Origin of the sequence: Trinickia dinghuensis (assembly GCF_003367175.1) — a bacterium.
Taxonomy (GTDB): domain Bacteria; phylum Pseudomonadota; class Gammaproteobacteria; order Burkholderiales; family Burkholderiaceae; genus Trinickia; species Trinickia dinghuensis.
Window position 1 is genome coordinate 51,916 of sequence record NZ_QRGA01000009.1, and the last position, 13,372, is coordinate 65,287.

Here is a 13,372-nt window from a genome sequence, read left to right on the forward strand (position 1 = left end):
TTGCCGGTCGTCGGCCCGTTTTCAGCCGGTCTTCAATTTCCTTTCGTTCGGGAGAGGTTTTACATGCATATGCGCGCGGTCGCCGCTCGTCAAGGTTCGAAGTGGTTCTCCGAGGGCTGGACGGTGTTTCAGCAGCAACCGGCCACGTGGATCCTGCTTGGCGTCATCGACCTGCTCGCCACGGCCGTCCTCTATGAATTGCCTTATGCGAGCGACCTCACAGCCGTCTTTACCGTGCTGTGGACCGGCGGCATGATCAGTGCCGCCGATCGATGCCGCACGACGGGCTCGGCCGGGCTGGCCGATGTCGTGCGCGGGATCCGCACGAACTTTCAGCCGCTGTTCGCGGCAGCCGTCTTCGGCCTGTTGATCGCGATCGTCTGCGATCTGACCGGCGATCGCGCCTCGAGCGCGCTGCGTCTGCTCGCGTTCGGCGGCGCCGGCAACGAAAGCTCCCTGCTCGCGCTGATCGCCGGCGCGCTCTATTTGACAGCCGCGCTGATCGGTACGATGGCGCTATGGCTCGCGCCCGCGCTCATCGTGCTGAACGGCGCCACGCCGGGCGACGCCATGCGCGCGAGTTTCACGGCCACCTGGCGCAACGGATCCGCCTCGCTCGTCTACGGGTTGATCACCGCGGGCCTGATGCTCGCCGGCGTCCTGACGCTCGGCGTGGCGATGCTCGTCGTCGCCCCGCTCGTCTATCTGTCCACGTATGCGGCGAGCCTCGATATGTTTCCTCCGAAATGAACGCGAAAGCAACGTCGGGCACCGGCGCGCTCGCCTTGTTCCATCCGGCCGTCGCCGCCTGGTTCGAGTCGGCCTTCACCGCCCCGACCGATGCGCAGACGCGCGCGTGGCCGCACATCCGCGCCGGCGAATCGACGCTCGTGGCCGCCCCCACGGGGTCGGGCAAGACGTTGACGGCATTTCTGTGGGCGCTCGACGAACTCGTGCGCGACGGCCTCGCGCAGGGCGGTGCGTTGCCCGACGAAACGCTCGTCGTCTACGTCTCGCCGCTCAAGGCGCTCTCGAACGACATCCACGCGAATCTCGAGCGGCCGCTCGCGGGCATCGGCGAGGAACTCGCGCGGCTCGATCTGCCGCGCATCGACATCCGCACCGCGGTGCGCACCGGCGATACGACCCAGCAAGCGCGCAACGCACACAAGCGGCGTCCGCCGCATATCCTCGTGACGACGCCCGAATCGCTTTACGTGCTGCTGTCGTCGGATTCGGGACGCCGCATGCTGGCCACCACGCGCACGGTCATCGTCGACGAAATTCACGCGATGGTCGCGAGCAAACGCGGTGCCCATCTCGCGCTCTCGCTCGAGCGGCTCGATACCCTGTGCAAACGCCGCCTGCCGCGCATCGGCTTATCCGCCACGCAAAAGCCGATCGAAGCCGTCGCGCGCTTTCTTGTCGGGGCAAACGAGGGCGCGCGCTGCGCGATCGTCGACGTCGGCCATCATCGCGAACGCGATCTCGCGCTCGAATTGCCGCCCGTGCCGCTCGAAGCGGTCATGGCGAACGAGGTCTGGGAGCGCGTCTACGACCGCTTGGCCGAACTCGCCAGCACGCACGCGACGACGCTGATCTTCGTCAACACGCGGCGCATGGCCGAGCGCGCCGCGCGCCATTTGACCGAGCGCCTCGGCAAGGATGCCGTCGCGGCCCATCACGGGAGCATGGCGAAGGAGCATCGGCTCGACGCCGAGCAGCGCTTGAAGGGGGGAACGCTGCGCGTGCTGATCGCGACGGCCTCGCTCGAACTCGGCATCGATATCGGCGACGTCGACCTCGTCTGCCAGCTCGGCTCGCCGCGCGCGATCGCAGCGTTCCTGCAGCGTGTCGGGCGCTCGGGCCACCAAGTGGGCGGCATGCCGAAGGGCCGGCTGTTTCCGAACTCGCGCGACGATCTCATCGAATGCGCCGCGTTGATCGATTGCGTACGGCGCGGCGAACTCGACGCGCTGACGCTGCCGCGCGCGCCGCTCGACGTGCTCGCCCAGCAGATCGTGGCCGAAGTGGCTTGCGAAGAGTGGCACGAAGACGCCCTGTTCGCCTGCGTCAAAAGCGCGACGCCCTACGCCGGTCTCGCACGCGAACAATACGATGCGATCCTGCGCATGCTGGCCGAAGGCTATACGAGCCGCCATGGCCCGCGCGGCGCGTATATTCACCGAGACGTCGTCAAAGGCACGCTGCGCGGCCGCCGCGGCGGGAAGATGACGGCGGTGACCTCGGGCGGAACGATCCCCGACAATGCCGATTACGCCGTGCTGCTCGAGCCGCAGGGCCTCAACATCGGGACCGTCAACGAGGATTTTGCCGTCGAGAGCCTGGCCGGCGATATCTTTCAGCTCGGCAATACTTCGTACAAGATTGCCCGCATCGAGCCGGGGCGCGTACGCGTCGTCGACGCCGAGGGGCAGGCGCCCAACATCCCCTTTTGGCTCGGCGAAGCGCCGGGGCGCAGCGACGAACTGTCCGCGGCCATTTCGAGGCTCAGAGCGCGCGTCGACGAAATGCTCGGCAGCGCCAAGCTATCGTCGAAGGGCACGCCCAACCCATCTTCCGAACCCGGCAACTCGAGCGCGTCGCATGCGCCGGTCGTCAATGCGCTAATGAGCGAGCTGCGCATCGACGAAAGCGCGTCGCGTCAAATCGTCGATTATCTTGCACGCGCCAGAGCGGCCCTGTCCGTCCTGCCGACGCAGCGCACGCTCGTCATGGAACGCTTCTTCGACGAATCGGGCGGCACGCAGCTCGTCATTCATTCGCCGTTCGGCAGCCGCCTGAACCGCGCGTGGGGCCTCGCGCTAAGAAAGCGCTTCTGCCGCACGTTCAACTTCGAACTGCAGGCCGCGGCAACGGAAGACGCCATCGTCCTCTCGCTGACGGGCAGCCACAGCTTCGCGCTCGACGAGGTATGGCGTTTTCTGCACTCGAACAGCGCCGAACATGTGCTGATTCAGGCCTTGCTCGACGCCCCGCTCTTCAACGTACGCTGGCGCTGGAATGCCGTGACTTCGCTCGCGCTGCCGCGCTTCACGGGCGGCCGCAAGACGCCGCCGCAGTTGCAGCGCATGAAGAGCGAGGATTTGCTCGCGGCCGTCTTTCCGGATCAGGTCGCGTGCCTGGAAAACATCGTCGGCGAACGCGAGCTGCCGCATCATCCGCTCGTCGATCAAACAGTGGACGACTGCCTGCACGAAGCGATGGACTGCGAAGGATGGCTCGCGCTGCTGCGGCGCATCGAGCATGGCGACGTCGCGCTCGTCACGCGCGAGCTGTCCGCCCCCTCGCCGTTGGCCGCCGAGATCCTCAACGCGCGCCCTTATGCATTCCTCGACGATGCGCCGCTCGAGGAACGCCGCACGCAGGCGGTCCTCTCGCGCCGCTGGACCGATCCCGAGGACGCATCCGATCTCGGCGCGCTCGATGCCGACGCGATCGCGGCGGTTCGAGTCGAGGCTTGGCCGCAAGCGCGCAACGAAGACGAGATGCATGAGGCGTTGATCGGGCTCGCCTGCGTGGGTGAAAGCGAGGCACACGCCCACGAGGGCTGGCGCGAATGGCTCGACGCGCTCGCGCGCTCGGGGCGCGCGACGCGCATGCAGGTGGCCGAAGACGAAGCGCTCTGGCTGCCCGTCGAACGTCTGACCTGTCTGCGCGCCGTCTATCCCGACGCCGTGTTCGCGCCGCGACTCGCTCCACCCAAGGGATTCGACGAAACCTGGGCCTACGACGAAGCGCTCGTCGACATGCTGCGCGCGCGGATGTCCGGCCTCGGCCCGGAGCCCGTATCGGCGCTCGCGCGGGGCCTGGCCCTGCCTGCGTCGAGCGTCGCGGCCGCGCTCGTCAAGCTCGAAAGCGAAGGCTATGCGATGCGCGGACGCTTTACGCCCGGCGCGCAGCAGGAAGAATGGTGCGAGCGCCACTTGCTGGCGCGGATTCATCGATACACGATCAAGCGGCTGCGCCGCGAGATCGAGCCCGTCGAGCGCGCCGATTTCGTGCGCTTCCTGATCGAATGGCAGCGCCTCGCACCGAGTACGCGCGGGATGGGACGCGAAGCGCTCGCGGCCACGCTCGAGCAGCTCGAAGGCTTCGAAGCGGCTGCGCCGGCTTGGGAAGAAGAGATTTTGCCGGCGCGACTGCGCGACTATACGGGCGTAACGCTCGATGAACTATGCCGTTCGGGGAAATTCGTCTGGGCCCGCTTCGCCGCGGACGGACGAAGCGCCGGCGCACCGGTGCGAACGACGCCGATCCTCATCGCGCCTCGGCGCGATTTGCCGGCCTGGCATGCGCTGGCGGATCGGCGTGCGGTCGGGGTCGGGGCCGGGACCGCCGTACCGGAAGCGATATCGGCGCGCGCTCGAACGCTGTTCGACGCGTTGTCGCGCCACGGCGCCATGTTCTTCGACGAGTTGGTCGGGGAGGCCCGGGCGCTGCCGCTCGAAGTGGAGGGCGCGCTCGGCGAACTCGTCGCAGCCGGGCTCGTCAACGCCGATAGCTTCGCGGGGTTGCGCGCGCTCATCGCGCCCGCCGTCTCGCGCCACCGCGGCGCCCGCGCGACGGCGCGGCGCGGTGCCCATCGCGGGGCGTTCATCGGCGGGATGCAGGATGCCGGACGATGGGCGTTGCTGCGACGCCCCGCTCAGCAGGATGAACCCGGCACCTTGGAGCATGCCGAGCAGCCGTCGGGAGCCGAAACCGCCCTCTCGCGTGCCGGTGCCCATGCGCTGCCGCCGGATGCGATCGAGCATGTCGCGATGACCTTGCTGCGCCGCTATGGCGTCATGTTTTGGCAATTGCTCGAACGCGAACCCGCGTGGATGCCGCGCTGGCGCGACCTGCTGCATGTGTTCCATCGAATGGAAGCCCGCGGCCTGATCCGCGGCGGCCGTTTCGTGGGTGGGCTATCAGGCGAGCAATTCGCGCTGCCGGAAGCCCTGGCGCTGCTGCGCGACGTGCGCAAGCGCGAACCGGACGGGCAATTCGTTTGCGTATGCGCGGCTGATCCGCTCAATATAGTGGGCACGATTCTGCCCGGCGAGAAGGTACCCGCCCTGGTCGGCAATCGCATCGCATTGCGCGACGGCACCTGCGCGGCCACGCTGATCGCCGGCCAGTTCGATTACGCGGCGCAATTGACGGCCGCGGAGAAGGAAGCCGCACGGCTTTGCCTCGCGCATCGAGGATAATCTCGCCCTCAGGCGAGCACGTGGCACAGCCCCTCGAACAAGATGTCCGCACCGAGCACGAAACCGCGGCCGTCCACGTTCACGTAGGCCGACAACGTGACACACAGATTCTTCGAACTCGCCGACATGTAGGGCTCGCTGACGATCGTCTCGCCCGGATGCACGAGCGCGTCGCGAAAATAGGTGCGCTTGGACCAATTCGCTCCGGCGGCGCGCTCCAATATGGGAAAGGTAGCCCGCCGCCAACGATCGTGCCGGTCCGATTCGACGTTCTCGCGGACTTGCCGGCCCGTGTCGTCGAGAACGTACACGCGCAATGCCCACTCGCAGGCCAAGAAATGCTGCGCAGCCATCTCGATCGGAAGGCCCGAGCACCATGCATTCTTCAATAGACCGAACGCGTGGCGGTACTGGGCCAACTCGTCCAAATCGCGCACGCGGCGCAGCTTGCGCGCATCCGTGAGCTGATCGTTGCAACTGGCGGCGCAGATGCCCGTCAGCGCCTTGGCCGATTCGATCTCGATCGTCGGCCGGCCGAAATAATAGCCCTGGACAAAATCGGCATCGCAATCGGCGGAGAGCCGCGCCTGCTCCTCGGTCTCGATGCCCTCGACGACGATATACGTGCCGATGTCGTGCAGCAGATCGACGAGCCGCAACAGGCTTCGCGCGTTCCGATAGCTGGAAACCGCCTTACAGATCAATTCACGATCGAGTTTGACGACGTCGGGCCGCAAATCCCAGACGCGGCCCAGGTTCGTCAGCCCCGCGCCGAAATCGTCGAGCGCGATGAGGAACCCCAAGCTGCGCAGGCGCGCGACGGCTTCACCGAGTATCGATGAAGTTTCCTGCTTCGCCTCGAGAATCTCGATGACGATGCGCTCCGGCGCCATCCCGCTCGAGAGCAGATCGTCCGCCAACGCGGGCCCGTGCACCGGATCGGCGAGCACGTCGGGATGGACATTGAGGAACAGCACGCTGTCCTCGTCTCCGAGGCGGACAAAGCGGCGCACGTGATGCAGCATGCAAGCGCGTTCGAACTCGCCGTAGCGCCCTGCCCGCCGCGCAATGCCGAATGCCTCCTCGGGCGAACACGGCACGCCGTCGTGCGTCGCGCGCAACAGGGCTTCATACCCGACGGCGGCCGCGTGGGCCAGCGACAGCACCGGCTGAAAGGCGCTTTCCAGCCGCGGCAGTCCGGGCGCGAGGGCATCGATCATGGCAGCAGTGGCGTGGTTGGAGTCGAAAGCTGAGGTGGCGATCGTCATGAGGCGTATGCGTCGCCTCTCTGTATCTAGCGTTATATAACGTCATATTTTTCGGTGAACTTAACAGTTTTCTTGGGGGAAACGCGAATCCGTATCAATTTTCCCGGCCGCGCGCCGTTATCAGCGGTATAGCCCGAGCGTCGGCGCCGCCACCCTGCCCTGGGTGCAACCGCCGCGCGCGGGCGCAACCCAAGAGGAAACTTTCGATGGCCGCTGATCATCACTCGATCGACGAACGCACCAACCTGACGAGCTCGAACAAGTTCGAGCTGCTGCTGTTCCGGCTCGGTGCCGCCCCCGGAAACGACGATTCGCACGAGTTGTACGGCATCAATGTCTTCAAGGTTCGCGAAATCATGACGATGCCGGCGATCACGCCGATCGCCGGCGCCTCGGAGCATATGATCGGCGCCGTCGACATCCGCGGCCAGATCATCCCCGTGATCGACTTGCCGAAGTTGATGGGTTGCCAGCCGACGCGCGGCCTGAACATCCTGCTCGTGACCGAGTTCGCGCGCTCGACGCAGGCGTTTGCGGTCGAGGAAGTCGACGACATCGTCCGCCTCGAGTGGAATCAAGTGCTGTCCGCCGAAGGGTCGGCCGGCGGCAGTTCGGTGACGAGCATTGCGCGCATCGACGGCAATACCGGCGATTCGCGCCTCGCGCAGGTGGTCGACGTCGAGCAGGTGCTGCGCGACGTATTCCCGGCGCAGCACCCGAGCGTCGAGGTGGCCGACGTCGGCACGGCGGTCAAGATGATGGGCGGCGCGAAGATCCTGGCCGCCGACGATTCGGGCTTCGCCCGCAAGCTGATCGAGCAGAGCCTGTCCGCGCTCGGCGCCGAGTACATCATCACGAAGACGGGGCAGGAAGCGTGGGACACGTTGTCGAGAATCGCGGCAGAGGCGCAGAAGGAAGGCGTGCGCACGCGCGACAAGGTCGCGCTCGTGCTGACCGATCTGGAAATGCCCGAGATGGACGGCTTCATGCTGACGCGCCAGATCAAAGCCGATGACCGGATGCGCGACATTCCCGTCATCATCCACTCGTCGCTGACCGGCACGGCCAACGAAGCGCACGTCAAGAACGCCGGGGCGACCGGCTATGTCGCGAAGTTCGCGGCCGGCGATCTGGCCGAGGCGATTCGCCAGGCGCTCGTCAACTGACCGAGGGCACCTCCCTCCCGCCGTGGGTTGGCCGCTCCTATTCCTGTAGGAGCGTGCACGTCGCCCGCCGTCCGGGTTTGCGGCTCACGCCTGTAAGAGCACGCATTTTCCCCTCCTCCTCGGTTTGCCGCGCCTATAAGAGCGGCAAACCCGCATCGCTTTTGACCTCCCGCAGCGATAGCACGGACTCCACCGACGTGACGCCGGGCAACGCGCGCAGCACGTCGCGTACGAACGCGCCGTAATCCTCGAGATCGCGCGCCACGACGTGCAATAGATAATCGGCGCTGCCCGACACGTTATGGCACGCCACGATGCGCGGTATCGCCTGGATTTCGCGCTCGAACTCATCGGCCAGACGCCGCTCGTGCACCCCGAATCGCACGAGGGCAAAGGCCGTCACGCCGATCTGCAGCGCCGGCTTCGACAGCACGGCGCGATAGCTGTCGATATAGCCGTCGGCCTCGAGCCGCTTCAGGCGCCGCGCGCAGGGCGTCTCGGTCAGGCCCACGGCATCGGCCAGGCTCGCGTTCGTGATACGGCCATCCGCTTGGATCGCCATCAGGATGGCTCGGTCGGTCTTGTCGAGAGTCATGGATGCGTCGCTGCCCTTGCGCGTTTGGTTTCGATAACGGATTGTCTAATAAACTACGTCCCAATGAATCCCTTGAAAACGGGCAGCCACGGCCCCGATGTGGCGACGCTGCAGCGCCAATTGCTCGCACACGGGTATTCTCCCGGTGCGTGTGACGGCATATTCGGCGCGCACACATACGATGCCGTGCTCGCATTTCAACGCAGCGCCGGCCTGAAGGCCGACGGTGTCGTGGGCTCGCAGACGGAAGCCGCCTTGCAAAGCGAGCCCGCGAAAGCCGCCCCAGCAACAGCCGTCCCCAGGCCCATCGATCCGAAGCCACTCGCCGATCCGGCTCCGCCAACGGTGTCCGTGTCCGACATCCCTGTCGACGTCGTCGCCTCGATGTTTCCCGATACGCCGCTCGCCAACATTCAAACGCATCTTCCAAGCGTGCTGTTGGCGCTGCAAGCCGCACGACAAACCGCGCTGCCGCTCATACTGACAGCGCTCGCCACGATCCGGGCGGAGACCGGCGACTTCGCGCCTCTGGAAGAGCAAACCTCCCAATTCAATACGAGCCCCGGCGGCAGAGCATTCGATCTCTACGACCACCGCCAGGATCTCGGCAACTTGGGGCCCACCGATGGGTGCACGTTCAAGGGCCGAGGCTTCGTCCAGTTGACCGGCCGCGCGAACTACACCCGTTTCGGCCCGCTCGTCGGAGAGCCCGACCTCGTCAGCGAGCCCGAACTGGCCTGCGATCCGGATGTCGCGGCGAGTCTGTTGGCCGCCTTTCTAAAGGCGCACGCGAGCGAGATCGGCGCCGCACTGCAGCGCGGCGATTTCGCGGCCGCGCGACGGGCGGTCAACGGCGGCACGCACGGGCTCGCTCAATTCCAGGCGGCGTATCAAACGGGTATGGCCATCCTCGGCCTCTAGCTCAAAACCGGAAGCCGAAAACTGAAGCGCGAGCGCCGCCGGTAGGCCGCCTGCCGGCTCATCGATTCGTCCGCGCGGTTCCACGCAGATTCGTGACGCTTTGCAGCAGGTCGAACCAGAACGGCGCGCCGAACAGCGTCGACAATGCCGTGATCAGCCACCCGACGATCATCAGCAGCAATTGCACGTAGGTGTAATTCCAGACGATCGAGCCGCTTTTGAAATTGAGTGGCGGCGTCCCCCATCCAATCGGCAACTCCGTGATGTTCAACTGATTCCAGGCAGACTTGGCGTTCGCCAACTGGTCGAAGTCGAACCCTTGCACGAGCGCCGGATGGATCCAGAGCACGCTGAACAAGTGCAGCGCGTCGATATTCATCAATATCGCGATGACGAGCCCGAACAATACCGTCCAGAACTGGATCGTCCGCTTATAACCCGCCGAAACATGCTGCATGGCGCTGTCGTACCAGGTGGCGATCTCTAACTCGAAATGCGCAACGTCTCCGGCGACGCGCTGATACAGCGCTTCCAGCATTTGACGCAGTTGCTCGTCGGGCACGCTATCGATGGCGCTAGCCAGATCCTGGGGCGTGGAAGCATTCCTTTGCAGGACGTCGATGAAAGCCAATGCGAACTGCCGCGGCGCCACGAACGGCGGCTTCTTGACCAGTTCCTGCTCGTTGGCGGCATCACCGGTGCCGTGCGGATTGAACAAGGCGTGGTTGTAGACGTCGAGTGCGAGGCCGTTGAAGTCGGGGTCGTTAAGCAGAGCCTTGATGCCTTGGAGCAGATACTTGCCCCGCAACTGCAACGCCGACGCGATGGCCTCATTGATCGAACTGACGATCAAGCTGACGGCGCAAAAGCAGAAGACGATCCCGAGACTGACTTCGAGTACGGTGCTGTTGAACATGGTCTCCTCTTTTCTTTTCTCTTCTTTTATAGGCCCGACGTTTCGTCGAATGCAGACTGTGGCAATGCATTGTCGAACTTCCCTTGGACCGGGACTTTGTCCTTCTTCCCGGGCCTAGGCACGGGCAAACCGCCCATCTTCTTGCGCTGCGCCGTCATCCGGGGGCTGGCGTCGATTGCGGCCGCGAGCTGAGTCAAACCGGCATGCCGCTCGCTCGCCATCGACACGCCATGGGTCTGCGGCTCCGTCGCGTGACTGACGGAGGGCTGAGTCGTCGCCTTCTTTCCTTGCATGGTGATCTCCGCGAATCGTGAAGACGAGTCTCAAAGAAAAACGAGCACATCGGCAAACTGCTTTCCATCCTCGGGACTTCCGACATTCTCCGGCCGTGGGTACGCGAGGCTCAGATTGAGTTGAGGGCTCGCATCCGGCTTTGATGCCAACCGAACGCTGAGTACGTCGCCAGGCCGCTCGGCCAACGGAAGCGGCTCGCGCGCAACGAACCGGCAACTCGGCTGGCCGTTGAACTGGGCGCCTTGCGGAGGCCCGAACAGCACCGGCTCGCCCGTCTTGCGACGCGCGAGCAACTCATAGTGTTCGAAGTTCAGTTCCGTTTGGCCGATCAGGTTGTAGCGCCAAAACACCTGCTTGGCCAGAAGCTCGATGCTGTAGCACTTGGGGCTGACCTCGCCCTTCTCGTCGATCGCGCGCGCAGCCGGCGCAACGCCTGCGGCCTGCCGCCGCCCGCCCGGATAAATGGCCACCACGCCCCAAGCGTCGGCGGGCGCGTGACCGAGCCAGAAGTCGAGCACCTTCGCGCCATCGCCCACCAACTGGTATCGCCCCTCGTCCTGCACGCCGAAGTCCAACGCCAGCGCGGCCAATTCCACATCGGGGCTTCGGCCCTGCCACACCGGCTGCTTGCCGCCATCGAGCCGGCGGAACAGTTCGAGATTCATCGCACGCCGCGGCGGATCGAGCGGCAGCCCGAAGCGCGCCGGAAGGCAGGGAAGCTGCGGCGCGGTCAATGTTCCACTGGCGAGCTTGCAGTCCAGCAGGTTGTCGAAATAAAACAGTCCGGCGGCATTGCTCGAATTCGAATCCGTGTAGCTGAGCAAAGCCGGATCGCGACCGATCAGCCAGAACGCCAAAGGCGCGCTTTCGTCGAATTGAGCAAGCGGACTCACGCCTTCCTGGTAATAGACAATGCCGCCGCCCGCCGAAGAACGGAACAGCAGGCGGTAGCGCGCGAGCATGCTCGCGCAGGCCGAAGTGGGCATCAGGCTCAGCACGCGGCACACGCCGTCGAAAAAGTAGCTGTGCGAGCACTGGATCGTCAGCAGCGGGCTCACGCGCCACGCCCCACGTTGGTATCCGGCTTGAGCACGTCGGGCACAACGGCGTCGGCCCAACCCTGCTGCAACGTAATCATGCGCAGCTTGAACACCGCGGACGGCAAATACTTCGCGCCGTGAATGCCCCAGAGGTTGTTTATTTCCTGAGTGCTGATGCTCACGAGTTCCGCGGTCAGCTTCTGGAGGTTCGGCGGGAAATTGGCGCAGCTTTGCGCATCGAATCCTGGCCTGCCCTGAAAGAAGCCGAGCGCGCCGCTCAACATGCGCAGCGAGTCGAGATAATTTTGAAACGACGCCGAGACCATGATGTACAGATTCAGGTTCAGCGGCGCCGCGCCGCGCACGTAGCCGCCGCCTTCCGCCTTCGTCGGAATGCCTAGCGACGGCGCCGCGGCCTCCTTGCCGATGTTGACGAGCGTGAGGATCAGCTTGCCGGTCAGACCCGGCACGAGAGAGCCGTCCATGCTCGATAGCGCGGAAAGCACCGCCACCTTTTCCGCACTCTGCATATGCAGGCTCAGATAGGTGTTCAGTTCGTCCAACAGGAAGCTCAAGGTCTTATCGATCATGCCGGCTCCTAAACGCTGATGCGCCCGTCCTTTCGGAGTTCGCGCCGTATGCCTTGACGAATGTCGTTCATGTGGATTTGCGGCTGCCCATGCCGCACCGCGGTCAATGCCGCGTAGCGGAGTACGTTGATGATGGCGCCGCCCGACAGCTCGTATTGCTCCGCAAGCGCAGCGAAATCGCAGTTCGGCTCCACTTTGCAAGGCGCTGCGAAGGCGCCCTGCCACAACCGCAAGCGCTCTTGCGCGTCGGGCATCGGAAAGTGGATCATCGACTGAAACCGTCGCGCGAATGCTTCGTCGATGTTGCCTTTGAGGTTGCTGGCCAAAATGATCACGCCGGGGAAATCTTCCACGCGCTGCAGCAGATAAGCGATCTCCTGATTCGCGTAGCGATCGTTGGCGCTCGATGCATGGCCGCGCTTGCCGAACAATGCGTCGGCCTCGTCGAAGAACAGAATCCAATCCTGGCGTTCGGCTTGATCGAACACGCGCGACAAGTTCTTTTCCGTCTCGCCGATGTATTTGGACACCGTGAGCGACAAGTCGACCCGATACACGTCGAGGCCCGTGCTCTTTCCGAGCAATGTCGCCGTGAGCGTCTTACCGGTACCCGGCGGACCGTAGAACAGCGAACGGAAACCCGGCTTGATCTGACGGGCCAGCCCCCAATCCTGAAGCAGCGTGCGGTGATGTTCGATCCATGCACGAATTTCTTGCACGTCGTCGCGCACGTGCGGCGGCAACACGAGATCGGCCCAGTCGAGCGGCGTGCGGATGAGCTGCGCCGGGAAATCGCCGCCATAGGTCGGCTGGAAGCGATCACCCGTGGTCAGCACGCTCAGACACTCGCGGCTCACCTGTAGCGGCTGGCCGAGATGGGCGCGAATCGTCACCGCGCCGTCCGCCGGCTTGGCTTCGTCCCAAGCCAACACTCCGTGGCGGCGCAGCGGCGAATCGGGGGCGAACAAGCGGTGAACGCAGGCGCGAGCCTGCAAGCTATCGCCCGCCAAAATGAACGCCGCCGTTTCGGCGGTCGGCCAGAAACCGCGATGATGCGCGCCGGAGTAACCGCCGAATTCGCTGAACGGATGCTCGAGATTCGCGTTGCGGATCAAGAAAGGGTCGAGCACTTGAGGGCGCACGTGCGGTGCGAGCGCAAGAATCAGCACCAGCCGTTCCTCGGCGCTCAAGTCCCAGTCGGCGACGGCGCATGCATAGGGCGACTCGGCGGGCAGTTCCGGCGGCGATAGTTGCGCGACGCGTTCCATCGTCGGCTCTTGGCCGAAATACAGCTGCATGGCACTCGATACCGCCTGATCGAGCCACTCGATCTCTAGTTCGAGTGCATTGGCTTGTGCAAGCATGG

11 protein-coding genes are annotated in these 13,372 nt (G+C 64.8%); 4 read left to right on the plus strand and 7 right to left on the minus strand.

Features of this window, described 5'->3' with window-relative positions:
- The first annotated feature begins 63 nt into the window (after nt 1-63).
- Both DWV00_RS16725 and DWV00_RS16730 read left to right on the plus strand, forming a co-directional pair.
- Complete coding sequence (locus tag DWV00_RS16725; RefSeq protein ID WP_147297914.1) at nt 64-750, plus strand: BPSS1780 family membrane protein; 687 nt, start codon at nt 64-66, stop codon at nt 748-750.
- Nucleotides 747-5,216, plus strand: coding sequence for a DEAD/DEAH box helicase (locus tag DWV00_RS16730; RefSeq protein WP_115534723.1), 4,470 nt, complete (start codon nt 747-749; stop codon nt 5,214-5,216). The genes DWV00_RS16725 and DWV00_RS16730 overlap by 4 nt, the downstream gene beginning before the upstream one ends.
- 8 nt (nt 5,217-5,224) lie before the next feature.
- On the opposite strand, the gene DWV00_RS16735 is transcribed toward DWV00_RS16730, so the two are convergent.
- Complete coding sequence (locus DWV00_RS16735) at nt 5,225-6,484, minus strand: sensor domain-containing phosphodiesterase (RefSeq protein ID WP_115534724.1); 1,260 nt, start codon at nt 6,482-6,484, stop codon at nt 5,225-5,227.
- A gap of 206 nt (nt 6,485-6,690) precedes the next feature.
- Between DWV00_RS16735 and DWV00_RS16740 the strand changes: the two genes are divergently transcribed.
- The gene (locus DWV00_RS16740) at nt 6,691-7,650 is read left to right on the plus strand and encodes a chemotaxis protein CheV (protein WP_115534725.1); all 960 of its coding nucleotides are present in this window, start codon (nt 6,691-6,693) and stop codon (nt 7,648-7,650) included.
- Between the two features lie 133 nt (nt 7,651-7,783).
- On the opposite strand, the gene DWV00_RS16745 is transcribed toward DWV00_RS16740, so the two are convergent.
- On the minus strand, nt 7,784-8,245 hold the full coding sequence (locus DWV00_RS16745; RefSeq protein ID WP_115534726.1) for an Lrp/AsnC family transcriptional regulator: 462 nt from the start codon (nt 8,243-8,245) through the stop codon (nt 7,784-7,786).
- A 63-nt stretch (nt 8,246-8,308) separates the two neighbouring features.
- On the opposite strand from DWV00_RS16745, the gene DWV00_RS16750 reads away from it, so the two are divergent.
- Entirely contained in the window at nt 8,309-9,166 is an 858-nt protein-coding gene (locus DWV00_RS16750) for a peptidoglycan-binding protein (RefSeq protein ID WP_115534727.1), read from the plus strand.
- A gap of 58 nt (nt 9,167-9,224) precedes the next feature.
- Here DWV00_RS16750 and DWV00_RS16755 read toward each other — a convergent pair whose 3' ends face one another.
- Genes DWV00_RS16755 through DWV00_RS16775 form a run of 5 tightly spaced genes read right to left on the minus strand, consistent with a single transcriptional unit; the run spans nt 9,225 to nt 13,370 of the window.
- On the minus strand, nt 9,225-10,082 hold the full coding sequence (locus tag DWV00_RS16755) for a hypothetical protein (RefSeq protein WP_115534728.1): 858 nt from the start codon (nt 10,080-10,082) through the stop codon (nt 9,225-9,227).
- Between the two features lie 26 nt (nt 10,083-10,108).
- Nucleotides 10,109-10,375 carry a hypothetical protein gene (locus DWV00_RS16760; RefSeq protein ID WP_115534729.1) on the minus strand — a complete coding sequence of 89 codons (267 nt, stop codon included), beginning with the start codon at nt 10,373-10,375 and terminating at the stop codon, nt 10,109-10,111.
- Nucleotides 10,376-10,405: 30 nt separating this feature from the next.
- The gene (locus tag DWV00_RS16765; RefSeq protein WP_115534730.1) at nt 10,406-11,434 is read right to left on the minus strand and encodes a hypothetical protein; all 1,029 of its coding nucleotides are present in this window, start codon (nt 11,432-11,434) and stop codon (nt 10,406-10,408) included.
- A complete protein-coding gene (locus DWV00_RS16770; RefSeq protein WP_115534731.1) occupies nt 11,431-12,006 on the minus strand; it encodes a Pvc16 family protein in 576 nt (191 codons plus the stop codon). The genes DWV00_RS16765 and DWV00_RS16770 overlap by 4 nt, the downstream gene beginning before the upstream one ends.
- Nucleotides 12,007-12,014: 8 nt before the next feature.
- Entirely contained in the window at nt 12,015-13,370 is a 1,356-nt protein-coding gene (locus DWV00_RS16775) for an ATP-binding protein (RefSeq protein ID WP_220274708.1), read from the minus strand.
- Between the last annotated feature and the right edge of the window lie 2 nt (nt 13,371-13,372).